This is a genomic window from Bacillus sp. GMs2/2, from assembly GCF_050172095.1.
Taxonomy (GTDB): Bacteria; Bacillota; Bacilli; order Bacillales; family Bacillaceae_G; genus Bacillus_A; species Bacillus_A cereus.
Map to the genome: position 1 here is coordinate 1 of NZ_JBNLYE010000024.1, position 26,754 is coordinate 26,754.

Here is a 26,754-nt window from a genome sequence, read left to right on the forward strand (position 1 = left end):
ATTCGTCCGTTAGCAAAGAAAGTCGGTGTAGATCGTTCGGTCATTACTGACGGAATTGTAACCGGTAAAACAGCTGAAATGAAATTAGACGCATTTATGAAAATCATGGATGTTGTCTATGAAAATTTAGAAGAACGGCAGGAAGTAATACGAAGTTTTATTAAACTTTCTCAAAATGATCTTAATATTCGTAAATCGCTAGTTTATTGTCAAGGTACTGGTGAGTATGAATTAATGGACTTTATAATAAAGGAAAACCAAGCTAATGAAGAGGTAAGAAAATATTTACGTGTATATGAAATATTTAATAAAAGAAATAAAAATGAAAAGAAAGGTCAGCCTTTATTAGATGAGATGAAGCAACAGACCTTTTCCACAGATGCTGAGTGCCAGATAATGTTGAATACTTTATATGCTTTTACTATGAATGACATATTTAATATAAGAGCAATGCATCCGTATACTGATAATGTGGAACAATATTTATTAGAAGTTACAGATAAATTTATAAATAGTTGGTTAACGATGTATTTTGATGAGCGGATGGCTTACATTCATATGTTTGATGATAAATTAGAATTGTGCCGTCAAAAATGCAATAAGATTTTAACGAGTGAAATTCTTATACCACTAATTAGGGCGACCAGCATGTGTTGTCTTGGAGAAAGCTATATGTTTGAAGACCAGCTTCTCTCGGAAAAGTGGATTTTGAATAGTATCAATTACCTAGATAAACATGGAGTATCTCGTGAAAGTAGAAAGTATAAAGCTTTTAATACTACATTAAATTACTTATATATTGAATTTGGTTTTAATTTAGACAAAATTAATTTCGATTACATTGATGTTTCAGAATTAGGTTACTATATAGGATTGTATGAAGATAAGGAAAAAGGATTAGAAATGATATATAATTTAGTTAAAGAACGTGGTGGCTCACCTTTTACTGATTACTACATTGCTAGGATAAATGAAGATTTAGAGGGCTTGGAAAAGGCACTTATGCGCTTTGAGCGGGTTGCAAATTACCATTATGCTAAAGCGGTACGACGTACAATTGAATTATTAAAAAAGAAACAGGGAGAGGTTGAGAGAGTATGAGAAAAATTGGTATACTATTGTTAGGCGTTGTTGGTGCGTTAGCATTAGCTTTAAACACAGGGGTAGCTGAGAAAGAGCATGTTGCTAGTAAGCAACTAAATAACGAATATGTACAATATATGAATTCGGAACCAGGTGGGTTATGAGGGGAAATTAAATATCGAAATGAAAGAGGTTGCGACTACGCAGCCTCTTTCGTACTTTCTGGGCTTGGCTGATTATATTCTGAACCAGAAAAAAACAACCGCAAATTTTTACCAATAGAAAAGGGAGGAATTTTGATGTTAGAAACTGTAGGGGTAGTAGAACAAACAAAATGTATGATTGGAAAACTCTTAGAGTCTAAAAAAGTCAGTTGTGATGTTGAATATGTGATAAATGAGTTATATAAAACAGGAATATATACGAAAAAGGAATTTGATGAAATCACGAATATATTGCAACAAAAAAAGGACTAGCCAAATGCTATTCCTTTTTTTTGTTAACTCAACATACGTTTTATAGCAATGTTGAAAAAATCTCTTACTTTTTCAGTTTCCTCGATAGTAAGTTCTCTTCCACCATAATTAAGTGTACCGTTTTCTAAAATATCTTGTAGGTTATCTTTGGAGCCATCTGGATTATCAATTCTCCCTAATATGAAATCAGTTGTGGAATTAAACACATCAGCTAATTTACATAGCATTTCGGGATTTGGTTTTCTGTAGTTTATTTCATAACCATTGTAGGTTGAAATTGAGACTTCTAATTGATTTGCCACATGTTCTGTTGTCCACCCATATCTTTTGCGTAGAAACTTTAAGTTTCCTCCTATATCCATTTATAAAACCCCCCTAAAATAGAGTACTTTACCCGTTTTACTATAACTTGAATACCTGTATAAACAGCTTACACTAAAATAAAAATAAAATCTACGCATATAGCGTATAAAAGGGTATTTACTTTTACGCATAACGCGTATAATATAATAAGCAATAAGCGAAGTAAGGGGGTACCTCATGAAAAGAGATTGGCTTGTGAAAATAAGAAAACAACATGAGTTGACGCAAGCAGACATTGCGGAAGCTTTAAATATAAGTCCTACACACTATGCAGACATCGAGAGTGGAAGAAGAACACCCGGGGCATCTTTGGCTATGAAAATTGCAACATTTTTAGAGTTTCCAGTAGAGTGGCTTCTATTACCTTCTTATCTGCATAATGCGGAAAAATGGGTATTGAAACTAGCTATGCAAATGGATTTTCCTTCGGAAGAAATTTTTTTGAATGCATTTCCGCGAATTGCGGAAAAGATAAAATCTTGTAAGAAAACGAGTTAACTGAAGGGAGGTGATAAGAATGAAAAATGGCAAAAAACCATCTAAACGTGAAAAAGTCCGTATTGCGTCGTATAAGTTGAATCCTGAAAACTGGTTGATCTTTAAGAAAACAGATGGACAACTTCACTTATTGCATCGAAATACATTTGCTACACGTGTAATTCCAAATTTATAACTGAAGGGGGATAAACCAAAATGAACATCCAGGAATACGGTGATCGTGAAAAAAAGCTTGTAAGGCTAATAGGTACATCAAAGCTGTGGAATTTTAATCAGTTTGTACTGGATTTGGTTGAAATACATGGGGTAGAAAAAACGCAAGAAATCGTTAGTGAGTTAGGGCGTCATGCTGTAGATACTGCTAAATTACACGAAGAAACAATTGCTAAATAAGGATGATCTCAATGTATAAAAATCTATTTATCGCTCGAAAAGAGAAGCGTATGACACAAGAAGCGGCTGGGAAGTTAGTAAACATGTGTAAGCAAACTTATTATCTAAAAGAAAATTGTAAACGTGATTTCACCTTAAAAGAAGCCCAGAAGCTTGCAAAATACTTCAAAACAACAGTGGACGAGCTATTTGAAAAATAATGAAGGGATGGTAAAAGAAAATGAAACCTGAAGAGTTGTTCGAAGAAAAACAACATCTAGTATTTGCTGCGATCAAACAACAATTTGGTAGTTATCACATGGCGAAACGAATTGCTGAAAATAACAATATGGAATTTGATGATTTGGTGCAAGTGGGAAATATGTATCTTTGGGAGCGGTGTGTGAAACATAATCCAGAAAGAATAGGTACATTTAGCGCTTACGTGATGAGAGGATTGCGATGGTATTTGAGTAATGAAATTCACTTAAAAGGTACTTTATTTAAAGTTAGTCGATATGTCAGTGTGGACGAAAGAAACCAAATTGAGACGCGATCTATTGATTTACATCGAGATGGGGAAGTAATAAATGATTTTTTTGCAGTATCAGATATTGATGTGGAAGAAGAGGTAACAACACTTCTTGAATTTGAAGAAGTCACAGGTGTTCTAAACGGAAAAGAAAAAGCCATCATACTGCATATTGGTGAAGGGTATACCGCAGAAGAAATTGCAGTGAGACTTGGAATGGGTAAATCTACAGTACATCAAAAGAAAAATGCAGCTTTTCTAAAAATCAATCCAGATTATCAACCTGTGAAAAGATCATTCTTCCTTGGGAAATTACCATATAAGAGAAACCGCCAGTTGGGGCTGACGGTCTAATAGAAACATATATTAACGACATTATAACACGAAATTTGGTGATGTACATGCAACTCTTTCCACACCAAGATAGAGCGTTAAACGATACATACAAGCATAGTCGTGTGGCGTACTACCTTGATATGGGGCTAGGGAAGACCTTTGTAGGCTCTGAAAAAATGTGGGAGCTCAATACACCATATAACTTATTAATCTGTCAGAAATCCAAAATAGACGACTGGAAAGAGCATTTTGAACAACATTACGACTACAAAGTAATTGTGTTCGATAAGCAACAATTAGAACATATACCACCTGAAAGTGTTTTAATTATCAACTATGACAAGGTATGGCGTAGGGATGAACTAAAGAAGTTAAAGGATTTCACAATTATGCTGGACGAGTCTTCCATGATTAAAAATGAAAAGTCTAATCGAAGTAAATTTATCTTGGGATTAAACGCTGAAAATGTCATTTTACTATCAGGTACACCGACAGGTGGAAAGTATGAAGAATTGTGGTCACAATTGCATTTGTTAGGTTGGAATATTAGTAAAAAATTATTCTTAAAACAATTCGTAGTTCAGGAATGGGACGATAAAAACCAACAAATGAAAATTACAGGTTATAAAAACGTAGAGCGACTAAAAGCAAAGTTAAAGAAGCATGGTGCCGTATTTATGAAAACAGAGGAAGTCTTTGATTTACCCAATACCAATGAGATTCCAGTGAAGATACCTGTTACCAAGATGTACAACGAATTTAAGAAGCATCACATTATAGAAATTGGTGAAGAATTACTAATCGGCGATACACCAGCAGCAAAGAAGTTGTACTTAAGGCAACTTGCAGGGAGTTATAACGAACATAAATTACAATACATCAAGGACCTTATAGAAAGTACAAATGACCGCATCATCATCTTTTACAACTTTAAAAAGGAATATATGGCACTGGTCGATTTAATCGAACGACCAATTGCTACAATAAACGGTGATATTAAGGACCTTTCAGCCTATGAAAAACATGATAACTCGGTCACATTAATTCAATATCAAGCTGGCGCGATGGGATTAAACCTACAGAAAGCTAATAAGATTGTTTATTTTACGCTAACAGATAAAAGTGAGTTGTTTGAACAAAGTAAAAAACGCACGCATCGTATAGGGCAAAAACGACCTTGTTTTTACTATTACTTACTTACAGATGGATCGATAGAATGGCGCATGTTAGATGTTCTGAAAGAGCGTAGGGATTATACAGATGCTTTATTTGAAAAGGAGGAAGATGTAAATGCCCAATGAAGTGCAAGCATTTGAAAATAAGCATTTGGCAATTATGACAGCAATTGCAATTCATACTCAACAGGAGAAAGCACTCGCTGAGAAGTCAAAAGAAATGAAAGCGGAGCTTGAAAAAGCAATGGATGAGCACGGTATCAAGTCCATTGATAACGATCTAATCAAAATTACAAGAGTTGATGAAAGTAAGACAACATCAATTGATACGAAAAAGCTAAAGGACAAAGAACCAAAATTATATGGTGAGCTTTTAGAAGATTATCCAAAGACATCTGTTCGAAAAGCTCATGTGAAATTTGTGGTGAAGTAAATGAAAGAGTCACAATTCCAAGCAAAAGTTATCAAATATTTAAAAGAAAAAGGTGTATGGCACGTAAAGTATTGGGCTGGTAGTCAGTATACCAAAGAAGGAATACCCGACATTTTAGCATGTATTGGTGGAATGTTTCATGGAATTGAGTTGAAAACGGATGTAGGTACACCTTCAAAGCTACAACTATATAACATTCGTAAAATAAAAGATTCAGGCGGACAAGCTTATATTTTAAGGCCAAAAGATTTTGAAGCATGGAAAGAACGGTGGTTTTGATGACGCAATATAGTTATAGTCGAGTTTCACTGTATGAAGATTGTCCCTATCACTTTGATATAAGGTACAACAAACGTTTAACTGAAATTCAGGATTTAACAAATGCAGCAAATCCATTAATCATTGGTCATGCTTTGCATACAGGAATAGAAAATGATGTAGAAACAGCTTTAAATGAATACTACAATGCATTTCCAGTCATGAATGATGCCATTGTAGAAGAAGCGATGAAGCTAGAAATATTAATTCCAAAAGTACAAAACTTCTTAGAAGAAGCATTCGGGGAATTTGAGTTCATTCACGAATACAAGATTGATAAACCAAATTATGTTGGGTTTGTTGACCTTATTTTAAAAGCACCTGACGGTACATGTATGGTTATAGATTTTAAATATTCAAATCATGTTAAGAATTATATGAACAGCGGACAGTTGCACATTTATAAAGATTACTTGGAGCAAGACGGGTTTGATATAAAAAAATTAGCTTATCTATTTGTCCCGAAAACAAGTATTAAGCAAAAGAAAGATGAAGATTTACACACCTTTAGAAAACGTTTAGTACAAACAGTGGAGGAATCGCAAGTTGAATTTGTTCCAATTGAATTTGATGAAATGAAAACGGTGTATTTCTTAAATAGCATCAAAACGATTGAAAAAGCCAACAGCTTTTCAAAGAGAAATGCAAGTGGAAATTGCTTTGCTTGTAACCCACGTTTCAGACCTAACTATTTAGAAGCTATAGAAAATGAAAAGGGAGAGATTGAAATGGTATTACCTAAAAATGAACGTCGTGAAAGAAAAATTGATACAAAGCCAGACTTTTGGTTATATGCAGATAGTTACACTGGAAAGAGTACTTTCGTAGATCAAGTGGAAAATGTTCTTTTCTTAAATACGGATGGTAACACGGATAATACGACAGCACCTGTTATCCCAATTGTAGATGAAGTAACGAAAAAAGGACGTGTGACAAGTCGTAAATTAGCTTGGGATTTATTCCTGGATGTAGTTGCTGAATTAGAAGCCGCTGAAAATGATTATGAAGCTGTAGCAATTGACCTGGTCGAAGACCTTTATGAACATTGCCGTGTATATGTATTTGATAAAAACAGTTGGGAGCATGAGTCAGATGGTTCATATGGCAAAGGTTGGTCATTAGTAACAACTGAGTTTAATAACGCTATGAAGCGATTGAAGGCGTTAGGGTACCAAATTATTTATATCAGTAAGGAAAAAGTTGAGGAATACACCCTGAAAGGTGGAGCGAAGCGTACAACATTCAAACCAAATATCAATGACAAAGTAGCAAATTTCCTTTCGGGAACAGTTGATTTAACATTACGTGCTTATGTCGATTCGGATGATAAACGATTTTTACAACTTACGAAAAAACAAAATGTATTCGGTGGTGGTCGTTATGATTTCCAAGTAGATACAATTCCGCTTGATATGGAAGCATTTATTGAAGAACTTACGGCTGCACAAGAAGAAAAGACGAAAGAGAAAAAACCAAAACGCACAGGGCGTAAGCAAAAGGAAGGCACGTCTGAAGAAAATGTGGCCACAAAAACGATGTATTTCCAACATGAAGGTTCTGATGATTTCATTGTAGTTAAAAAGGGTGAGTCATTAGACTTCTTAGAAACAGATATTTTTGATGAACGTACGAAAAAAGAATATGAACAGTGGCTTGCTGAAAATGAAGATAAGTCTGCAGATGATGAACCAGAAGAGAAGTCAAAACGCAGTCGTCGTTCTCGTAAGGAAGAACCAGATGCACCTGTTGAGGAAGAAAAGCCAAAGCGTGAACGTCGTCAACGTAAAGCGGTTGAAGATGATACGCCACCAGGTGAAGCTGATGGGCCAACTGAAGAAGAAGCATCTAAACGTACGCGTAGATCAAGATCAAATAAATAATTATAAAAAGGGAGAGATAAATTATGGCAGTAAAGGAACTGAATACAAAAGAACAGCATTATGCTGATACTCGTGAAGAAGCGGAAGGAATTGTGACAGAAGCAAAGGATAATGCATATCTAACATCATTCAAAATTAGTGAAAAACACAATAAATATGGTACTTACTTCTTAGTTGATCTAGCTTTCAGCTATAACACGCCACGTGAAATTATGGAAGATGCAGAGGCATCTCCAAAAGGTGATGAAGAATCTGGTGAAAAACATGAAGGTGTGGAATATAGTGTGAATCCAGATGGTACAGTTTCAGTTAATGACGATGAAGAAGGAGAAGATGAATAATGGCAGAGAAAAAATTTAACTGGTCTAAATTTGATAAAAAAGTAGATTTAGAAGCGTTAGCAGCAGATGTACAAGAAGTAGAGGAAAACGGTGGTGGCGGAGACTTTGAAAAGGTTCCGGATGGTCAATATGAAGTAGCGGTTGAAAAAATGGAACTCACTGAATCTAAGAAAGGTGACCCAATGCTTATGATTTGGTTCAACATCGTTGATGGTGAATTTGAGGGTCAAAAGATTTTCTATTACAAAGTAATGCAACCTCAAAATGATAAAGCGTGGGGTTATCAAGTTCATCAAAATAATGAAATGTTACGTAAGCTTTGGGATTGCAAAGAAGAAGACGTTAAATTTACTAGCTTTGGAGAGTATGCAGATTTAATACTTGATATTCATGAAGACATCGACGGTAAATTTGAATATTTACTTGAAAAAGAAACGGACAAAAAAGGTTACGATCAATTTAAAATTGTCGAAGTGTTTGAAGTTGAATAACTGAATAAAGAGAGCTTCCGAGCTCTCTTTTCTTTTGGCTAAATGAGTGAAAGGAGTGATATCATGCTCTTTTACGATTTCGAAGTGTTCCCACATGATTGGTTAGTAGTCATTACAAATACAGACGATCAATCAGAAGAAATTTTCGTGAATAATGAACAAGCTTTAATTGATTTTTATAACGAACATAAAAATGACATTTGGGTTGGTTATAACTCTCGTCATTATGACCAATACATTTTAAAAGCCATTATTTGCGGTTTTACACCTCAAGAAATGAACCATTGGATTATTGTAAAACGTGAACTGGGGTGGAAGTTTTATAAAGATTTTTGGAAGATACAGCTATTTAATTTTGATGTAATGACTAATAAATTTCGTTCTTTAAAGCAATTAGAAGGGTTTCAAGGTCATGATATACGTGAAACTTCAGTTTCATTCCATACACAACGTGAACTAACGGAACAAGAAATTGAGGAAGTAATCAAATATTGTCGCCATGATGTACATGAGACCATGCATATTTTCATAGAAACGATTACGGAATTTGAATCACAAGTTGAACTTTTAAAGATGTTTCATTTACCACTCAAACATATATCCAAAACAAAAGCGCAATTAAGTGCCTTTATTCTAGATGCTAAGCAACCCACTGTTCCAAGGGATGATGAATTTGATTTTACATTTCCAGCAACGTTGAAAATCAATAAGTACACCGAAGTCCTGGGTTTTTATAAAGAAAATAAAGATTACAATAAGGTTTTAGAACTCAATATTGCAGGTGTACCGCACCTTTTCGCATGGGGTGGTTTGCACGGTGCAAGAAGTAATTACGCTGGTACTGGTCACTTTCTGAATATAGACGTAGAAAGTTATTATCCTGCATTGATGATTGAGTATGGCTATTTATCTAGAAACGTAAAGAATCCTGGTAAATTTCGTAGCATTCGTGACACCAGGATTAAATATAAAGCTGTTAAAGATAAACGACAAGCCCCCTTGAAAATTGTAATTAATGGGACATATGGAGCGATGAAGGATAAGTACAATGGTCTTTATGATCCACTTATGGCCAACAATGTTTGTATTGGTGGAATGACATTACTTCTTGATTTAATTGAAAAATTGGAGCCACATTGCGAAATTATCCAATCAAATACGGATGGCGTTTTAGTTAAGCTGCAGCATTATAATGATTACGATGTGATTGATGATATTTGTTACGCATGGGAACATCGCACAAAAATGAAATTAGAATTCGAAGAGTTTGTCAAAGTGATTCAGAAGGACGTTAATAATTATATTTTAGTAGATGCGGAAGGGAAATATAAATCTAAGGGTGCTTATGTAAAAAAACTGAATCCACTTGATTACGATTTACCAATTGTAAATGAAGCAGTTGTTAATTATTTCGTAAAAGGCATTGATCCAGAGAAAACAATCTTTAATTGTACGGAACTAGTGAAGTTTCAAAAGATTGTAAAGATAAGTAGCAAATATGATTATGCAAGGTACGGCACAAGAAGGATGAATGAAAAAGTATTTCGTGTATTTGCAAGTGTTGATTTGAACGATAAAGAGTTACGGAAAGTAAAAGATGGGACCGCTGAGAAAATCGCCTATGTACCTGAACGATGTTTCATTGTAAATGATGAGATTAGTGATATGAAAATACCAGGTAAATTAGATTATTGGTGGTATTGGGAGTTAGCAAATAAAAGAATTGATGATTTTTTAGGGGAGGATAAATAATATGGAAAAGTGGCCGGAAGAAAGAATTGCAGCTTATAAAGATTATGTTAGGAATTATGAAAAAGATATGTTGGATTATGAAAACAGAATAACCGAGCATCAAAAGGGTTTGAGAAGTATGATTGAGGCGGTTTGTAGTGTGAGAGAAAAGAGACGTGAAACATTAACAGAATTATATAAGCAAGGTTGGCTATTAGATGATGATAGATGGGTGGAAGTGAACAAAAATAAAAGAGCAGCTAGCAAAAGCTAACTGCTAAGCCCTCGGGTATGAAGGGAAATCAGAAACTGTATCTACATTATTAACAAAATATTGAGCTTTAAACAGTTTTTAGAAAAAATGACTTCATATAATGGGTTAAATTCGTTTTTAAAATCTTTTTTAATACCGTAGGTATCTGACAATTTAAAGTTTATTAAAATAAATTATAAGGGCGTTTTATGAAAGTTGGTGATTTCTTTGTATAAAGGGTACCTGAAGGGCAACGGAAAACATGCAGCTAGTAAATTTAAGGATGGCACGAAGTTATTATCGTATCATACAGCAAGAAAACATGACTCCTTCGTAGGTATTTTAGATGACGATTACATTATGGTTGATATTGACGATATAGATGAAGCTGAAATGCTTCTAGACATCATAGAAGATAAAAATATTCGATGCTCCGTATTAGAAACAACAAATGGTATGCATTTTTATTTCAAAGGCTATGACATTACAGCAAATAAAATAAAGTGGTTTTCCAATATCGGGCTACTTTGTGATTATAAATTAGGAATAAAAAACACTGCCGATCCACTTAAAATAAATGGTGAAACTCGTAGATGGTTACGAAAAACAAATGAACATGATCCATTACCAACTTGGTTATATCCGTACAATAAAAAAAATCCGAACCTCACCAAAATGACTGAAGGTGATGGGCGAAATGATAAATTGTTTACTTATATATTAAAATTGCAATCTCAAGGAATGGCTAAAAACGATATTAAAGAGACCATTTCCATTATTAATAATTATATTTTGGAAGAGCCTGTTGAACAAAATGAATTAAATATAATTTTACGTGATGAAGCATTCATGAAGGAGTCCTTTTACATAAAGGGCGCCTTCCAACATGAAAAATTCGGGGATTTTCTAATAAATGAACATCATATCTGTAAGATCACAAATATCCTACACATCTATAAAGACGGTGTATATTCGGACAAGCAAGAAGATATTGAAGAAGCCATGATTAAACATATTCCAGCTTTAAAAAGGATGCAACGTCAAGAAACATTGGCTTATTTACAGTTAAAAGCAAAGCATAAAAATTTTGCTTCTACCAAATATGTTGTTGTGAAGAACGGTGTATTTAATTTAGAAACGTGGCAATTAGAAGACTTTACACCTGAAATTATTACACGTAATAAAATTCCAGTCGCTTATATTCCAGATGCTTACTATAAAGTTACGGATAAAACATTAAATAAAATTGCGGTAAATGATAAAACAATTCGCTCTATTTTAGAAGAGATTCTTGGTTATATTTTATTTCGTCGTAATGAGTTTGCAGCTACGTTCATCTTAACGGGGAATGGTTCGAACGGAAAATCATCTTATTTAAAGATTATCCGTCAGTTAGTAGGAGAAGAAAACGCATCTTCATTAGATTTAAATGAATTGGACCAGCGATTTAAAACGGCTGAACTGTTTGGAAAGTTAGCAAACATTGGTGATGATATTGGCAAAGGGTACATTAAAGAATCATCGGTATTTAAAAAGCTTTCTACTGGTGAAACATTGAACGTAGAGAGAAAAGGTAAGGATCCATTCGACTTTACGAACTATGCAAAATTAATCTTTAGTGCAAATGAAATGCCACGTATTAATGATTTCACTGATGGATTAGGGCGAAGACTTCAAATTGTACCATTTAAAGCAAAGTTCACACCTGAAGGTGAAGATTATGATCCATTTATTACAGATAAGTTATTATCTGATGAATCCATGCAATATATATTGATTCTGGCTTTAAAAAGCTTGAAACGTTTGCTTGAAGAAAAGAAATTCACGAAATCAAAAGCAGTTGAAGAAGAGCTTGTGAAATACCAGGAAGAAAATAATCCGATTATTAGTTTCGTAAATAATGAAAATATTGAACTAGAACGGTCGGTCGTAGGAGATGTATATCTTCAGTATAAAGTGTATTGTGTGGAGAATGGCTTTCAATCGGTTAGTAATATTAATTTTAGTAAGCAAATTTCTCAGTTATTTGGCTATAAATCACATGTTCAAAAGGTTGACGGTAAGAATAAGCGCATTTTCATCAATAATGAATAGAATTTTTTCGCGCTTCCAAAAGACATGGTCAAAGGGTCGTGACCGTTTTTTTGGTCAAAGCGTTTTTTAAACTCAGTTATATCAATAGGTTTAAAAATATGTTTGACCATTTTTGGTCACAAAAATCCTCAAAAATCACAGATTCTCATGTGTTTTTAATCAAAATAACAGATAAATGCGTTACTAGTAACAGATATCTGTTACCTCATAATTGCAGTCATATCAAGGGTTTTATCTAAGGTAACAGATGGTAACAGATAAATTCACTTTCTTTATAAAATATATATAAAGAGAAAAGATGAAAAAATATACTATATAAAGAAATTTAGGGGGGTAAATGCGTTACTTTTTGACTGTGAAAGTACGATGAACGCATTCGTATCAAGGGTTTGAAGGCGGTAACAGATGGTAACGCATTTTACTAAAAAAGGCAGGTGAATCATCATTTGTTTAACTGGTTAAAGGTATATCAAGAATTAGAAGGGGAAATTGAGTATATTGAATTTAACCTACAGCGTAGTCAAAGGGAATTAAAACGCTGGCGGGGTGGTGATTTATCGAAGTATAAATTAGCGCCTGACTCAGATGGTACCAAAGTAGAAGATCATATTGAACGGATTGAATATGAACTAGCCCATAAAATGAATGATTTACATGATTTGAAGAAGTTAATTCGTACCTTTAAAGGTTTAGAGCATAAGATTATGTACGGTAAGTATGTTGAAGGAAAAACATTAGAGTATCTTGCAATTGAATTCGGCTATAGTCGAAGTTACATTTATCAAAAGCATGCTGAGATTATGAGGAGAATTAAGTTTGCTGAAAAACTTACACTTTTTTAACAGTAAGTTCCACCGATATTATCCATTGAAAAAATGGTTTATAGTAATAGCATAGACATTTGACGAAAGGGCAACGGATGCATGGTTGCTCTTTTTTAATCACATAAACCATAACCATGTAAGGATTAGAAAAATAAAAAGAATAAGCAGAAATTGTGCAATTTTCATTTCGCACCCCTTTTAGAAATAGTATGTGTTAGGTTTTAAATGATATTCATTAAATGAAATATCACATACCGCATTATTAGTAACCAAATTAAAAGAAGATCATATTATATTAGTGCAAGTTTATTCTTTTTTATAAAAAGGCTCATAAAAAATCACATTCTGTCATGAAAAGAGCGCCCTGGCACAGGTGCTTTTTTCATTTGTCACACTTTTATGAGGATAAACATAATGTAACATAAACAATTGTTATCTTTCATTTAATCTCCTTTTTGAAGAGCACTCGCTGAAACGGGTGCTTTTTGTGTTTAGCAAACAATTTCAAACATAATGAGAATGGATAAACATACAATAATATAGAACGGTTGAGAATACAGTTACCTATATTTTTTAAGAGAGAGCACTTGCTGGGGAGTGCTCTCTTACGTTTGCACCTTTTCATATAGACAAGCATATATTGGAGTATGGGACAACCCTCCGTTGTTTCATATTCACTCATATTAGCTCCTTTTTTAGAGTATCTACTGACGTAGGTGCTCTTTTTTATCATGTAATAAAACATTTTTTACACCATAAAAGGAGAGTTGGTACATATGATGTATACATCCGTTTTAAAGCGTGATTTGAGCTATTCTGATGCTTTAAATACATTGATGGTAGGTAAAGAGGGGATCCGTGCTAATACGTTATATCAAAGGGATATGTTGGCAAATGATTGGATGATTTAGAGTGCTTCACTGTCTCACAAACAATTGATTATGAGACAGTGAAGCATACACCCTTATATCAATGATTCGAATGTGTCAAAACTATGTATCAAAAACTATTGATTTCGATACAGGTAATTGATACAATGAAACCATCAAAAGCAAAGGGTGATGGTTCAATGATATTTGGATATGCGCGTGTTTCAACGAAAAAGCAAAGTTTGGATATGCAATTAGATGAATTGAAACGCTTCGGTTGTGAGGAAATCGTCACAGAAAAAGAAAGTGGAGCTAAAAAAGACAGGGTTGAACTTCAATCACTTCTTGGAAAGCTTCGAAAAGGGGATACATTAGTTGTTTATAAGTTAGATCGTTTAGGAAGAACAATGCATCAGCTTGTTAATTTGCTTCAAGAGTTCAATGAAAAAGGAATTCACTTTGTATCTATTAAAGATGGTATTGATACATCTACAACAATGGGAAGATTTTTATTCCATATATTTGGTGCAATGGCTGAAATGGAACGAGAAGTTATTAATGAACGTGTTATAAGTGGTGTAGCTGCTGCTAAAGCAAGAGGAAGAGAAGGTGGCAGAAAGAAAGCACATACACCACAACAGATTGAAGGTATGCTGAAAATGATAGAACAAGGTGAATCAAAAATATCAGTATGTGAGATGTTTAATGTTTCAAGAGCAACCTTGTACAGATACATTAGAGAAAATGAAAATAATAAAACAAATTTAAAGTAGCGAAACATTGCTGCTTTTTTATTTTGGGTGAGGTGAGAGTGATGACGAAAATCAAAAGATGGTTAACCAAAGAAGGCTTATTAAAAATGGAAGGCTGGGCACGTGATGGTCTTATCGATGAACAAATTGCTTATAACATGGGTGTTACTCGCGTTACACTTCATAATTGGAGAAAGAAACATCCAATCATGGATCAAGCTGTACGTCGTGGAAAAGAAGTAGTGGATCGTGAAGTAGAGAATGCACTACTAAAACGTGCATTAGGTTATACGTATGAGGAAGTAACGGTGGAAAAACAACAAGTTAGTGAAGACGATGACTTTCAAGATGTTGAAACAAAAAGGGTTAAGCGACAAGTCGCACCTGATACAACTGCCGTCATCTTTTGGTTAAAGAATAGAAAGCCTGATGCATGGCGTGACCGACGTGAGATTGACCATAGTGGTGAAATGAAACAAACGATTGTACAAAAGGCTGATTTAAGTAAGTACACGTCAGAGGAGTTGAAACAACTTGAAAGCCTCCTTAAAAAATCTTCCGACAGTTGATGAAATTCAAAGAGAAATAGCACGTCGTGATTACTATGAGTATGTGTGTTATGTACATGAAGGTAGATATAAGAAAGCACCGCATAGTGAGTTTGTTGGTGGTGTCATTCAGGAAGCGATTGATAAAAAGAAACAAATGAATGCAGGCGAGATTCCGACCACGAACCAATACATTGCAATTAATATGCCACCACGTCATAGTAAATCGATGACCATTACAGAGACGTTACCATCGTATTATTTGGGGAACTTTCCAGAGGAGAGAGTGATTGAGATAAGTTATAGTGATACATTCGCTCGTCGTTTTGGTAAGAAGAATAAAGAGAAGGTAAAACAGTATGGACCAGATTTATTTGATATCCAAATATCTAAAGAAAGCTCGGCACATGATGAATGGTTACTGGATAATGAAATAGGTGGCATGATCTCACGTGGTGTTTTATCAGGTATCACTGGTATGGGTGCGGACTTAATGATTATCGATGACCCGATTAAGAACCGTGAGGAAGCGGATAGTGAAACACATCGCGGTAAGATTTGGGATGAGTGGATAGATAGCTTCTCTACTCGTTTACATCCTGGTGCAATTGTCATACTGATTCTAACAAGATGGCACGAAGATGATTTACAGGGTCGGTTGTTAAGTAAGGAATATGGTGAACCTTTACCTTGGCAAGTATATAATCTTCCACTGGAAGCTGAGGAAGATGATGTAATAGGACGAGCAGTAGGTGAACCATTGTGGCCAGAACGATATGGGTTAGAGTTCATACAAGAACGGAAACGATATCCAAGTAGCTTTAACTCATTGTATCAAGGTAGACCAACCGCAGCGGAAGGGAATCTATTAAAGCGTAAATGGTGGCAGTATTATGATACGTTGCCAAAGATGGTGCACATCATCATGAGTATTGATGCAACGTTTAAAGATGAAGCAGATAGTGACTTTGTTTGTATTCAGGTATGGGGCAAGAATGGTGCGGATATGTATTTAATCGATAATCTCAAGGCACGTATGAATTTCCCAACTACCCTACAAGCCATTCGTAATATGGTAAGGAAGTATCCGAAAGCACACGCTAAATTAGTGGAGGATAAGGCGAATGGTCCAGCTATTATTTCGATGTTAAAGAATGAAATAGGCGGTATGATTCCAGTGAATCCACAAGGCGGGAAGGTTGCACGTGTAAATGCAGTCTCACCATATATTGAATCAGGAAATGTATATTTACCAAGGTATGCTCCATGGACACAGGACTTTGTGGAAGAGTGCGCATCCTTTCCACAAGGGAAAAATGATGACCAGGTAGATGCAATGTCACAAGCATTAAACCGATTTATCTATTATCATGCGAAGGAAAAATTCATTCCAAAAGAGCCAGTGACATTAGAAGAAAAGGTACATCGCCACATTATTAGACTATCGAGAGGGCGAAGGAAAGGAGGGCAACTACAATGACGTATGTTGTCTTTTTTATATTAGTTGCAGTCATTGTATTTCTTGGTGTGTTTGCATATGAAATGGAGCGTGTACATCAAGGTGAACGTGATGTGTGGAAGCAAGAGCGTAAGGAATTGTACGATCGTATCCAAGCACCATCTTTTGCTGAATATAAACAGGGTGAAGTGAAGATGGTAAAAGCACAAAAAGAAGAAAAGCCTGTACCAACATACCATTTAGAATAGGAGTGGCCACGATATGGCTAGAGTGTTTCATTTAACGTTAGGTAGTATTGAAAAATTCGCGGTAGCTGATGATTATGAGGAAATGTATGAAAAGAGAGCTGAAGTTGACCCGACATTTGCCTATACACCTGTAGAGATAAAAGAGTTGTGTGTGGAAGGGTATGAAATCAAAGCGGAAAAGAAAGTGTCGAAGTCGAGAGTGAAGAAATCTTAAAAGAGCTTGCGTATTCCAACGTATAGGCTCTTTTTTCGTGTGAAGAGGGTGAGAAGCATTGTTTGGTCTCAATAAACCAAAGGAACAAAAGCAAGAACAGAAACGCCCTGATGATTGGGTGTCTCTTGTGGAAGAACGTATTACCCAAGCCGAGGACTGGGAAGAGAAACGCCAAATGATGGCACAAGTAAACTATTATCGTGGGAACCAGTGGCTTGTGTGGAATCCGACAAGTAAGAAAATGATTACTGCACCTCTTGAAAATGGAGAACAGCGAATTACAGTGAACCAAATTCGACCACGTATGATGGTCAAGCTCGCGAAACAAATTAAAAATCGTGTGAAATTTGATGTTGTACCTGATAGTAACGATGAAACGCGCATTGAAATTGCGAAGGCAGCATCCAAATTTCTTAAATATTGGTGGGAACAAACAGGAATGGATCGGAAAACACGTGATATTTTCCTGAATAACGGTGTAAAAGGCTGGTGTGCCGCAAAAGTGTACTTTGATGCGGAAGCGGGTCAAGATATTACACCAGGGGAAGGGGAAATTGGATTCGCAGAAGATATGCAAAAGTTGTATACAGGTGAAATCCGTTGTCGTATTTGTGATCCACTCACAGTATACATTGACCCCGCCGCCGAAATGGACGAAGAGATTCGTTGGATTGTGGAAAGAAAGCCACGTGATATTGATTACATTCAAGAGCGCTACGGAAAAGATGTCGCTGCTGATGAAAATGTGGGATTTGCGGCCGCGTTTGATGTGACACCGCAAAATGGATTCAATTCTACAAGTAAAAAGCGTCCAAATATGGCGATGGTGGATGAAATGTGGGTAAAACCGTGTGGTAAGCATCCAAATGGATTGAAAGTTACGATTGCAGGTGGACAATTGCTGGATATAGACGAAAATGCTGGAGACATTCCGTTCTTTATCTTTGGTGATATTCCGATACCAGGAAGCGTAAAAGCGGAAGCATTTATTAAAGATATGTTGCCGATTCAGCGTGAAATCAATATTATGCGCTCTATGTTTGCCACACATGCAAGGAAAATGGGGAATAGCATGTGGCTTGTGCCCATGGGGTCAAGTGTGGATGAAGATGAAATTACGAATGAAGAAGGTGGAATTGTTCATTATACACCAATTGAGGGCGCGAGACCTGAAAGAGTTGGTGCGCCAGATATCCCGTCCTTCTATGATCGTATTTTAAATAATCATGATGCGGATATCGATGATTTATCAGGTGCACGTGAAATTTCACAAGGACGATTACCTTCTGGATTAGATACGTATAGCGGATTATCTCTTATGGTAGAACAGGAGAATGAGAAGCTTGCGGTTTCTTCTCAAAACTATGAGCATGGTATGAAACGTTTATTGCAACGTGTACTTATGCTGATGAAGAAACATTATACCGAAGAACGTATGGCCCGTATTCTTGGTCCTGATAATGATATTGAATTAATAAGCTTTACTGGATCTGATTTAAGTGGTGGAGAAGACATTAATATTATTCAAGGTTCTTCTCTTCCAGAAATGAAATCAGCGCAACAAGACCGCATTATGACCATGTGGGACAAAGGGGCAATTGTGAAGAAAGATGGTTCACCAGATACTCAGGGGTTTTTAAAGCTCATGGGTATGGGCGATAGTAATGAATTGTTTGAAATGCAACAGCTTGATGAAAACAAGGCGAAAATGGAAAATAAACAGTTTGAGCAAATTGGACAGCAACCAGAATCATTGCAAGCATTGCAACAATACAGCATCCAGCAACAACAGTTTGAGGAGCAAGCCCAAGCGATGCAAGCACAAGGTGTAGACCCCATGCAGGCTGGCATGCAACCACCACAACTACAACTAACGACACCGCAGGTACGTGACTTTTACGATCATGAAGTGCATATATATATTCATAATGCTTTTCGAAAATCAAGCTTATACGATGAATTACCACCTGAAGTGCAGCAGTTAGTTGATGACCATGTACAGCAACATATGGAGGCACTCAATGCGCCAATGGAAGCGGATAGAAGGCAGCAGATGGAACAAGAACAACACATGCAAGAAGAGCAGAAAGCTATGAAAGAACAAGACTTACAGCTACAACATCGGAAATTAGATATTGAAGAAAAGAAAGTAGAAAAAGAAGTGCAGAAGGGTGAGAGATAAATGACTTTTGGGAAAGCGTTTGAAGAAGTGAAAAAAGGTAAGGGTATGCGATTACCACATTGGAGTAACGATGTAGTAATTCGTGCACAGTTCCCTGATGAACATAGCAAAATGACCGCTCCATATTTGTATGTAAAATCTCGTTTTGGTAGAGTTCCGTGGAAGGAAACAAACATTGAATTATTTGCTGAGAATTGGGAGGTTGTAGAATAATGACTTTTGGTCAAGCGCTTGAAGCATTGAAACAAGGTAAGACAGTGGCTCGTAAAGGTTGGAATGATGAAGGTATGTGGTTAAGACTCGTAAAGCAGGGGGAGTTTGATATCTCTTTTGAAGTGGTAGGTGGCAACAAATGCAAAGGACTCCTTCCCTGGATTGGTATGAAAACAGCTGATGATACATTTGTTCCTTGGTTAGCATCACAAACAGATATGTTAGCAGAAGATTGGGAGGTTGTTGAATAATGAACTTCGGCCAAGCAATCGAAGCAGTTAGGGCAGGAGAAAAGGTTTCTCGTAAAGGTTGGAATGGTAAAAATATGTTTGTAGTTTATCAGAAGGGTTATCCTGATGGAATTCCTTGCAACAAACAGACCGCTGAAGCTTTGGGTATAAATGAGGGAGATTTATTTAAAGTTCGCCCATACTTACAGTTAAGATGTGCTGATGGAACTCATGCCATGTGGTCACCTAGCACTTCTGATGCTTTAGCTGAAGATTGGGTTGTTTTATAAGTCGCTACTAATAGCGGCTTTTTTCTATACAAAAATTCGGGCGTTGAATGTGGACTTGCGCCCACCCACAGGAGGAAAGAAATATGTTAAAACCATTTCGTTTACGTTTAGGTAATTTTCAATTCTTTAATGGTTTGGAAGGCGGTGGTGAGGTCGTAACGGAAACGGTACCTCCTAGCGACTTAGGTGGAGAACTCACGCCTCCACAAGGTACAGGAGAAATAACAGAGCCAACTGGGCAAATAGAAACAACACCTGGGCAACAATTGGAAGGTGGAGAAAATCCAGAAGGACAACCACCAGAAGGTATGGAACAATCACAAGCTTTTGCGAAGAGATTACAAGAACGTACACAAGCGGCTCTTATGGAAGAACGTCAGCGTTGGGAACAAGAAGTTTCTGAGCGATATGGTAACTATGACACATATGACCGTGCGATGAACTTCTTTATGAAACAAGCAGGTTATAACGACCTTGATAGTATGATGCAAGCAATTGAACAACAAGATTTATTACAACGTGCTGAAAAGTTTGGTGTGACGCCTGAAATTCAGCAGAAATTAGAGAGTCTGGAAGCAAAGGCACAAAGAGCAGAAGAACTGGAATATCAGCGTGAACAGCACCAATTATCACAACGATTCACTCAAGCGTTAGGGCAATTCGCACAAGAAAAAGGCGCAGATGCAGCAGCGTTAGAACAATTTATGGTGGAACAAAATGTTCCTAATTTTGAAGTAGCGTATAACGCCATGCGTGCGCAGCAGTTAGAAGAACAGCTTACTTCAGCAAAAGAAACGGCCATTCAAGAATATTTACAAAGTAAGAAAGCGCCGAAGGTGGAAGGTCCTGGTGTAACAGGACTTGTCTCGGATGAACCAACTACAGATTTTAAAGTGGCGCGTGAAAGAGCATTACAACGATTACGATCAGCAAACCAACAAATTTAAGGAGGTATCCTACTTATGGGTGCTACATTAACGACATTAGCGGATGTTTTAAAAATCGATTACTTGCCAGGGATTAAAGAACAGATTAACAATGCGAACTACATCGTTTCACAGTTAGAAAAGAAAGTGGAAAAGATTAATGGTGATGGTTCGAATTTCTTAATTCCTCACCACTTTGGACGTAACACGGGGGTTGGGGCAGTTGCTGAAAATGGTAACTTACCAACAGCGGGACAACAAGCGTATAAGAGCTCGACAGGTACAGCACGTATGGTGGCTGGTCGTTTAGAACTTACCGTACAAACCATTGAATCATCGAAGAAAAATGAAACGTCTTATCTTCGTGCAGTAGAATCTGAGGTAAAAGGTTTAACAACGGATATGAAGAACTTCCGTGCACGTGTTACCTTCGGTAATGGTTCAGGACGTATTGCGAATTGTACCGCACAGGCGACGGCTGCGAATGCACTTGTGGTAAGTAGTGTGAAGGGATTCTTCGTTGGACAAAAAGTAGATATTGTCAATGCGACAGGTAGCGTGACAACAAGCAATCGAACTGTTACAGCAATTGATCGTGCAGCGACTACCGTTACGATTGACGGTGCTGCAGTTGCAACCGCGGCAACAGATGGCATTGTGTCAGCTGGGTCTTCTAATTTAGAGCCAATGGGGTTAAATGGAATTATTGATGATAAGCTCATCTTACAAGGGTTAAATCCTTCCACATATACATGGTGGAAAGCAAATATGTTTGCCAATAATGGAACGGCTCGTCCGATTTCCGATGCGCTACTACGTTTAGTGATGGATGAAACATCTATTGTGAGTGGAAAAGAAACAGACTTTCTTATGGGTTCGCATGGTGTACGTGCAGCATACGAGGCTGTACTGACTACAAATAAACGCTACACAAATGTAATGCAGTTAGAAGGTGGCTATTCTGCATTAGAGTTTGATGGAAAACCATTCTTAGTAGACCGTTATATGCCGGCAGGTATTGTGTGGGGAGGAAATTATGACGATTTAGGATTATACCGTGTAGCGGACCTTCAGTTCATGGAAGAGGATGGTTCGATGTTCTCGCGTGTACCGAATAAAGCGGCATATGAAGCGACCGCGTATATGTTAGAAACAATGGTATGTCACGCACGTAATGCCTTCTGGCAACTGTCAGACGTGCAAGAAGCAACTGGATATACGAAATAAATTGAGAGGAGCGACTAGCTCCTCTTTTTTAAACTTCACGGAGGTATAGATCATGGGCGTGTATGAACGACGTGGATTTCAGCGAACATTTTTAAATGATATCTATCATGTGGAAGAACAGTTACAATCCTATGATCCCCACTTGTATCTTATGTGGAATCCTAAAAATGGGGAACATGTCATTATGGATGGACTATTAGATATGTCGATTATGAAAATTCCACAAATCGGATTTGAAGAATTAGATTCTCGTACGATAGACCACATCAAGAGAATCCATACAGTGAACGGATTCTCCGCTGTTCAAACTGTGGAAGATACTGAGAAAAAGAGACAAAAAGAAGAAGAAAGAAAACTGAATGATCTAGCGGAAGATTATGCGAGAGAATCAAAAGAAGCATTTTGGAACGCGCATGCATATGGCCGTGTGGATGGCGTACAAAAATATGTACAGGGTGTAAATGTGGGGGGGAATCATAGTGAATCTGCAAGAACTAATCCTGCAAGTGAACCGGGATGTTGACGACATTTTTGAAAATGGAGATATTCAACATTGGCTCAATCGTGCATTAGATGATATCACCCCGATTGCAAGGATAGAAAAGAAAGCCACTTTAACATATCCATACAAATTACCAAATGACGTACAAGATATAGAACGAGTGATGCAAACGAACAAAGTATTTCCGCGTATACCTGTAGGGGAAGAAAATCAGCAAGGGTATTGGGTGTGGGGAAATGAATTGATGTTACAAGGCGGGAGTCAACAACCTATTGAGGTCTATTATTATAAAAAGTTAAGTCATCTAAAAGGAATGGAAGATGTACCTGAAATTGATAGTCCCTATCACGATTTATTAATTTTATACGCTGTTGGACAACTACAGTTTATGGATGGAGATTATGCGGATAGGCCAGATCGTATGCAGCGATATGAACAACGTAGGCAACAATATGCCGTCTTTCGTGAGAAACGGAAAGTAAAGAGGTCAGGTGTGCGAATGAAGACCATCCACGAGTATAGTGATGCTCCTACCTTCCTTGCGGATTGAAAGGGAGTGATGAGGAGTGAAGGATACTGCTGAATTCAAAGATTTTTCAATGGGATTGAATGATACAGTGTATGCAAATGTAATTGGGGATAAAGAACTAAGTAAAATAGAAAATGCAGTGATTGGTGTGGGGGAAATTCGGAAACGAACAGGTTATAAACAAGTTGCTTATGTAGGAGATAAGATAACAGGTGCCTATACATTTCTCAAGTCGGATGGCACAAATGAGCTATTGATGATGGGTGACCGTTTGAGGAGATGGAATGGGAAGTTCTTTGTTGATATCCCAGGTCCGCCCTCTACTGGTGACAGAGCGAATTTTATCACGATGAAAGACCGAAAAGGAAACCGTGTTGTTTTAGTTGCCAATAATATTTCTCTAAAAGTGTATGCTGAAAATCAATTGTCATCTGTAACAGCATATGTACCTACGGCGGATGAACAAAGAAATCCAGGATTGAATGATATAGGTTCTTTATTTAACTGCAAATACATGGCTTTCTTTGGCGGGCGGTTATTTGTTGTGGGTCATGACATAAAGAATCGGGTTTCATTCTCCCACATCGATCCCAAACTTGGATACGCTGTATATGATTATTTTCCCGCCATTAATTTTTTTGATGTGGCAAGTAATGAAAATGATGAAATCGTAGGGCTGGTAACGTTTCGAAATAGTTTAATTATCTTCTGCCGGCATTCCATATGGGCTTTATATGGAAAAACAACATATGATTATGAATTAGTAAAGATCAATACACCAACGGGCTGTATGGCACCTGAGAGTATTCAAGTAGTTGGAAATCAAATTTTTTATTTGAGTGATACACATGTATATGGATTATTTGCGAATGACTTTAATATGGTAAGTGCACAAATTATAACCAAGCAAATAGAATCGACAATGCGTGCAATCCCACTTACAGAAAAAAATAAAGCTGTTGCAGGTTATTTTGAAGGGAAGTACTATCTATCTTTTCCAAATGGAAAAACACTTGTCTATGATGAATTGCTGGTGTGTTGGACTGTTTATTCGAATATCAAAGCGGATGTATTCGTAAACTATGATGGGAATTTTTATTTTGGAAGCAATAAAAATGCGTATGTCTTTCATCCTGAATATCATGATGATGGAAAGCCGATTCCTTTTCGCATGGAAACCAAGTATTTTGATTTTGGTTTGATGACACAAGACAAAAAGATTCATCGGATATGGTTGCATAGTAATCAACCCAACGGGTATCGGTTAGGAGTGAAATTAGATTTTGAAACCAAGCAGGTAAATGGTACAAGACCAAATGCTGCGAATGTTTCCAATTGGGATGAAGCGATTTGGGACCAGAATACATTTGATAGAATCGAAATGTATATTAATCGCCTACGGGTAAATAATCGAACGAAAAAAATAGGCATGATTATCGAGGACGTAACTCATATACGTCCTTTTGTTGTATACGGCATCGGGGTTCAGTATGAATTGAAAAGAAGAAAGGAGACGTCCTATGGTACAAATTCAAAGAAAATATAATTTTATGCCAGGTACAACCATTTCATCTGGGCAAGTAAATGAAGAATTTACGAATTTAATTAATGCTCATAATGACAATGATGGGATTTTACAAAATTTAAATGAGTATGGGTTCTATAAAAATAACATACGAGTGGGAAAGACAGAGTTTATTCAGATAAGTCGTGGGCAAACGTTGCAGAAACAAATCTTATTTACTCCTGCCTTTTCCCAAATTCCGTTTGTTACAGTGACAGCGGCGAATGGAGATATTGGAACAGGAGACATCGTGGTATATCTTTCACAAGTTACGGTAACTTCTTTTACACTTACTTTGCACAATAAGAATACAACAAGAGATACTTCACTGGCTTTTCATTATATGGCTATTTCAATGGGATGAGGTGAGTTTGTATGACGAATTATCCAGTGTTTACAACGCCAGAACGGCGTAATTTAAGTATGCAAGATGCACGCTTACAAGCGAATGACGAGCTGGGTTCTTTATATGAAAGAGCATTGCAAAACATGCAAACGAGTGTAGCGGATAGTCAAACGCAAGCAGCAGAACAAGCAGCTGCAAGAGGGATGGGAAGCTCGGGTTTATCACAAGATGCGATGAATAAAATCGCGATTGCAGGTTTATCACAAAGAGGAAATTTAGAAGCAGAGCGTACACAAAAAGTTGCTTCTTTAGCTCGCCAACTAATGGAACGTGACCAAGACCTTGGTTTCCGTGAACGCCAACAGGCGTTTCAGGAATGGAGTGGAGAACAAGGAATGAAGATGGATCAAGACCGCTTTGCCTATCAACAGAAAAATGATTTACGAAACCATAATTTTGATAAAGAGCGCTTCGATTATCAACAGAAAAATGACACGTTAAATCGTGATTTAGAGCGTGATAAGTTTGATTATACGAAAGACAAAGATTGGAGAGATTATCAATTCGATAATAAACGATTTGACCATCAAGTGAAAAATGATAATCGAAACTATGGTTTAGAACGAGACCGGTTTGATCATACGGTTCGAAATGATGATAGAAACTATGATCTGGATATAAATCGTTTCAACCACACCGTGAAAAATGATGATCGAAATTATGATTTAGACCAACAGCGTTTTAATTATACGATTTTTAATGATGGTAGAAACTATAGTCTTGATAAAAATAGATTTAACTATCAAATGAAAAATGATGATCGGAATTATAATTTAGACCTGAATCGTTTTAATTATGGAAAGGAGAAAGACTTACGTGATTATAATCTTGATGTGAGCCGATTTAATCATTCCGTAAATAATGATAATCGGAATTACAATCTCGATTTGAGTCGTTTTAATTATGGGAAACAAAAAGATACACGTGATTATAACTATCAAGTAAGTCGGGACAGTGTATCGGATAACCGTTGGCAGCAAGATTATAATTACCGGGCCGGTCGCGACAGTGTATCCGACAATCGTTGGCAACAAGAATTCAATTATCGTTCTGGGAGAGATGGTGTATCTGATAGCCATTGGCAACAGGAGTATAACCTAAAAAAGCAAGCAGCCGCCTCTAGAAATAGTGGTGGAGGTGGCGGCTCGCGAGGAACGTCAAGTAGTGGAAGTTCTTCAAGCAGTTCACCAAGTGTAAGCTCAAAATCTTCATTGAATGGTTATACACGCGATCAAATTAATTGGTACAGTAACCCAAATAATGCCCCGTATGCATATGGACAAAAGAAGGAAGAAGTAAAGAAAGCACCATCTTATGTGGAGTCGCTGTTATTGAGGAAACCATGGGAGTCTTCTTCTTTGTTGAAACAGTTTGGGCCGAAAGGATTTTGGTAAG

General features: G+C 36.7%; 36 protein-coding genes. 35 read left to right on the forward strand and 1 reads right to left on the reverse strand.

Translation table 11 applies throughout. The annotated features are described in order from the left end of the window. From ACQGS6_RS06220 to ACQGS6_RS06230, 3 genes are all read left to right on the forward strand, one after another. On the forward strand, positions 1–1,101 hold a 1,101-nt coding region (locus ACQGS6_RS06220), incomplete at its 5' end, for an AimR family lysis-lysogeny pheromone receptor (protein ID WP_426964965.1). Then, positions 1,098–1,247: a hypothetical protein gene (locus ACQGS6_RS06225; RefSeq protein ID WP_001226060.1), complete on the forward strand. Its 150-nt coding sequence runs from the start codon at positions 1,098–1,100 to the stop codon at positions 1,245–1,247. The genes ACQGS6_RS06220 and ACQGS6_RS06225, both read left to right, overlap by 4 nt. Positions 1,248–1,382: 135 nt before the next feature. Next, a complete protein-coding gene (locus tag ACQGS6_RS06230; protein WP_000894923.1) occupies positions 1,383–1,559 on the forward strand; it encodes a hypothetical protein in 177 nt (58 codons plus the stop codon). Between the two features lie 23 nt (positions 1,560–1,582). Here ACQGS6_RS06230 and ACQGS6_RS06235 read toward each other — a convergent pair whose 3' ends face one another. Then, positions 1,583–1,921 (reverse strand): helix-turn-helix domain-containing protein, encoded by a 339-nt coding sequence (locus ACQGS6_RS06235; RefSeq protein WP_000351012.1) that lies wholly within the window; start codon positions 1,919–1,921, stop codon positions 1,583–1,585. Positions 1,922–2,099: 178 nt separating this feature from the next. Here ACQGS6_RS06235 and ACQGS6_RS06240 point away from each other — a divergent pair, with 178 nt between their 5' ends. From ACQGS6_RS06240 to ACQGS6_RS06395, 32 genes are all read left to right on the forward strand, one after another. Next, entirely contained in the window at positions 2,100–2,420 is a 321-nt protein-coding gene (locus ACQGS6_RS06240; RefSeq protein WP_000817630.1) for a helix-turn-helix transcriptional regulator, read from the forward strand. Positions 2,421–2,439: 19 nt separating this feature from the next. Further along, positions 2,440–2,595, forward strand: coding sequence for a DUF6906 family protein (locus ACQGS6_RS06245; protein WP_000788379.1), 156 nt, complete (start codon positions 2,440–2,442; stop codon positions 2,593–2,595). 20 nt (positions 2,596–2,615) lie between these two features. After that, positions 2,616–2,813 carry a hypothetical protein gene (locus ACQGS6_RS06250; RefSeq protein ID WP_001025461.1) on the forward strand — a complete coding sequence of 66 codons (198 nt, stop codon included), beginning with the start codon at positions 2,616–2,618 and terminating at the stop codon, positions 2,811–2,813. Between the two features lie 11 nt (positions 2,814–2,824). After that, positions 2,825–3,013, forward strand: a complete 189-nt coding sequence (locus ACQGS6_RS06255) for a helix-turn-helix transcriptional regulator (RefSeq protein WP_000277639.1) — start codon at positions 2,825–2,827, stop codon at positions 3,011–3,013. A 20-nt stretch (positions 3,014–3,033) separates the two neighbouring features. Beyond that, a complete protein-coding gene (locus tag ACQGS6_RS06260; protein WP_000801520.1) occupies positions 3,034–3,678 on the forward strand; it encodes a sigma-70 family RNA polymerase sigma factor in 645 nt (214 codons plus the stop codon). Positions 3,679–3,725: 47 nt separating this feature from the next. After that, positions 3,726–4,961, forward strand: coding sequence for a DEAD/DEAH box helicase (locus ACQGS6_RS06265; protein ID WP_001175895.1), 1,236 nt, complete (start codon positions 3,726–3,728; stop codon positions 4,959–4,961). Further along, a complete protein-coding gene (locus ACQGS6_RS06270) occupies positions 4,951–5,268 on the forward strand; it encodes a hypothetical protein (RefSeq protein WP_001132421.1) in 318 nt (105 codons plus the stop codon). Before ACQGS6_RS06265 ends, ACQGS6_RS06270 begins: the two co-directional genes overlap by 11 nt. Next, on the forward strand, positions 5,269–5,547 hold the full coding sequence (locus tag ACQGS6_RS06275; protein ID WP_000665151.1) for a nuclease: 279 nt from the start codon (positions 5,269–5,271) through the stop codon (positions 5,545–5,547). After that, positions 5,547–7,466, forward strand: a complete 1,920-nt coding sequence (locus tag ACQGS6_RS06280) for an AAA family ATPase (RefSeq protein WP_000195964.1) — start codon at positions 5,547–5,549, stop codon at positions 7,464–7,466. Before ACQGS6_RS06275 ends, ACQGS6_RS06280 begins: the two co-directional genes overlap by 1 nt. 23 nt (positions 7,467–7,489) lie before the next feature. Continuing rightward, positions 7,490–7,807, forward strand: a complete 318-nt coding sequence (locus ACQGS6_RS06285) for a hypothetical protein (protein WP_000268681.1) — start codon at positions 7,490–7,492, stop codon at positions 7,805–7,807. Beyond that, positions 7,807–8,298 (forward strand): DUF669 domain-containing protein, encoded by a 492-nt coding sequence (locus ACQGS6_RS06290; RefSeq protein WP_000818339.1) that lies wholly within the window; start codon positions 7,807–7,809, stop codon positions 8,296–8,298. The genes ACQGS6_RS06285 and ACQGS6_RS06290 overlap by 1 nt, the downstream gene beginning before the upstream one ends. Positions 8,299–8,361: 63 nt before the next feature. Continuing rightward, positions 8,362–10,050: a hypothetical protein gene (locus ACQGS6_RS06295; RefSeq protein WP_014895342.1), complete on the forward strand. Its 1,689-nt coding sequence runs from the start codon at positions 8,362–8,364 to the stop codon at positions 10,048–10,050. A 1-nt stretch (position 10,051) separates the two neighbouring features. Next, positions 10,052–10,303, forward strand: a complete 252-nt coding sequence (locus tag ACQGS6_RS06300; protein ID WP_000417045.1) for a hypothetical protein — start codon at positions 10,052–10,054, stop codon at positions 10,301–10,303. Between the two features lie 207 nt (positions 10,304–10,510). Beyond that, the gene (locus ACQGS6_RS06305; protein WP_000276479.1) at positions 10,511–12,376 is read left to right on the forward strand and encodes a DNA primase family protein; all 1,866 of its coding nucleotides are present in this window, start codon (positions 10,511–10,513) and stop codon (positions 12,374–12,376) included. Positions 12,377–12,822: 446 nt separating this feature from the next. Next, positions 12,823–13,218, forward strand: a complete 396-nt coding sequence (locus tag ACQGS6_RS06310) for a hypothetical protein (protein ID WP_000483565.1) — start codon at positions 12,823–12,825, stop codon at positions 13,216–13,218. A gap of 758 nt (positions 13,219–13,976) precedes the next feature. Further along, positions 13,977–14,111, forward strand: coding sequence for a hypothetical protein (locus tag ACQGS6_RS06315; RefSeq protein ID WP_003310215.1), 135 nt, complete (start codon positions 13,977–13,979; stop codon positions 14,109–14,111). A gap of 158 nt (positions 14,112–14,269) precedes the next feature. After that, positions 14,270–14,842, forward strand: a complete 573-nt coding sequence (locus ACQGS6_RS06320; protein ID WP_033699553.1) for a recombinase family protein — start codon at positions 14,270–14,272, stop codon at positions 14,840–14,842. Positions 14,843–14,883: 41 nt separating this feature from the next. Continuing rightward, a complete protein-coding gene (locus tag ACQGS6_RS06325; RefSeq protein WP_000161455.1) occupies positions 14,884–15,390 on the forward strand; it encodes a hypothetical protein in 507 nt (168 codons plus the stop codon). Continuing rightward, the gene (terL, locus tag ACQGS6_RS06330; RefSeq protein WP_003258075.1) at positions 15,356–16,849 is read left to right on the forward strand and encodes a phage terminase large subunit; all 1,494 of its coding nucleotides are present in this window, start codon (positions 15,356–15,358) and stop codon (positions 16,847–16,849) included. Before ACQGS6_RS06325 ends, terL begins: the two co-directional genes overlap by 35 nt. Beyond that, positions 16,846–17,076 (forward strand): hypothetical protein, encoded by a 231-nt coding sequence (locus ACQGS6_RS06335; RefSeq protein ID WP_000222861.1) that lies wholly within the window; start codon positions 16,846–16,848, stop codon positions 17,074–17,076. The genes terL and ACQGS6_RS06335 overlap by 4 nt, the downstream gene beginning before the upstream one ends. A 13-nt stretch (positions 17,077–17,089) precedes the next feature. Continuing rightward, positions 17,090–17,290, forward strand: a complete 201-nt coding sequence (locus ACQGS6_RS06340) for a hypothetical protein (RefSeq protein ID WP_000124816.1) — start codon at positions 17,090–17,092, stop codon at positions 17,288–17,290. 58 nt (positions 17,291–17,348) lie between these two features. Beyond that, positions 17,349–19,472 (forward strand): hypothetical protein, encoded by a 2,124-nt coding sequence (locus tag ACQGS6_RS06345; RefSeq protein WP_000467411.1) that lies wholly within the window; start codon positions 17,349–17,351, stop codon positions 19,470–19,472. Then, complete coding sequence (locus ACQGS6_RS06350) at positions 19,473–19,685, forward strand: Thoeris anti-defense Tad2 family protein (protein ID WP_426964966.1); 213 nt, start codon at positions 19,473–19,475, stop codon at positions 19,683–19,685. It abuts the gene before it with no gap. Continuing rightward, complete coding sequence (locus tag ACQGS6_RS06355; RefSeq protein WP_014895339.1) at positions 19,685–19,936, forward strand: DUF2829 domain-containing protein; 252 nt, start codon at positions 19,685–19,687, stop codon at positions 19,934–19,936. The genes ACQGS6_RS06350 and ACQGS6_RS06355 overlap by 1 nt, the downstream gene beginning before the upstream one ends. Then, positions 19,936–20,205 (forward strand): DUF2829 domain-containing protein, encoded by a 270-nt coding sequence (locus ACQGS6_RS06360; RefSeq protein WP_001009051.1) that lies wholly within the window; start codon positions 19,936–19,938, stop codon positions 20,203–20,205. The genes ACQGS6_RS06355 and ACQGS6_RS06360 overlap by 1 nt, the downstream gene beginning before the upstream one ends. A gap of 83 nt (positions 20,206–20,288) precedes the next feature. Next, the gene (locus tag ACQGS6_RS06365) at positions 20,289–21,152 is read left to right on the forward strand and encodes a hypothetical protein (RefSeq protein ID WP_014895338.1); all 864 of its coding nucleotides are present in this window, start codon (positions 20,289–20,291) and stop codon (positions 21,150–21,152) included. Positions 21,153–21,167: 15 nt separating this feature from the next. Further along, a complete protein-coding gene (locus ACQGS6_RS06370; RefSeq protein WP_014895337.1) occupies positions 21,168–22,358 on the forward strand; it encodes a phage major capsid protein in 1,191 nt (396 codons plus the stop codon). A gap of 52 nt (positions 22,359–22,410) precedes the next feature. Further along, positions 22,411–22,881: a hypothetical protein gene (locus ACQGS6_RS06375; RefSeq protein WP_000539502.1), complete on the forward strand. Its 471-nt coding sequence runs from the start codon at positions 22,411–22,413 to the stop codon at positions 22,879–22,881. Next, positions 22,838–23,410 (forward strand): hypothetical protein, encoded by a 573-nt coding sequence (locus ACQGS6_RS06380; protein WP_001053142.1) that lies wholly within the window; start codon positions 22,838–22,840, stop codon positions 23,408–23,410. Before ACQGS6_RS06375 ends, ACQGS6_RS06380 begins: the two co-directional genes overlap by 44 nt. Before the next feature lie 16 nt (positions 23,411–23,426). Then, positions 23,427–24,935 carry a hypothetical protein gene (locus ACQGS6_RS06385; protein ID WP_014895336.1) on the forward strand — a complete coding sequence of 503 codons (1,509 nt, stop codon included), beginning with the start codon at positions 23,427–23,429 and terminating at the stop codon, positions 24,933–24,935. Then, positions 24,910–25,317, forward strand: a complete 408-nt coding sequence (locus ACQGS6_RS06390) for an H-type lectin domain-containing protein (RefSeq protein ID WP_000250065.1) — start codon at positions 24,910–24,912, stop codon at positions 25,315–25,317. The genes ACQGS6_RS06385 and ACQGS6_RS06390 overlap by 26 nt, the downstream gene beginning before the upstream one ends. An 11-nt stretch (positions 25,318–25,328) precedes the next feature. Then, positions 25,329–26,753 (forward strand): hypothetical protein, encoded by a 1,425-nt coding sequence (locus tag ACQGS6_RS06395; RefSeq protein ID WP_014895335.1) that lies wholly within the window; start codon positions 25,329–25,331, stop codon positions 26,751–26,753. The last annotated feature ends 1 nt before the right edge of the window (position 26,754 follow it).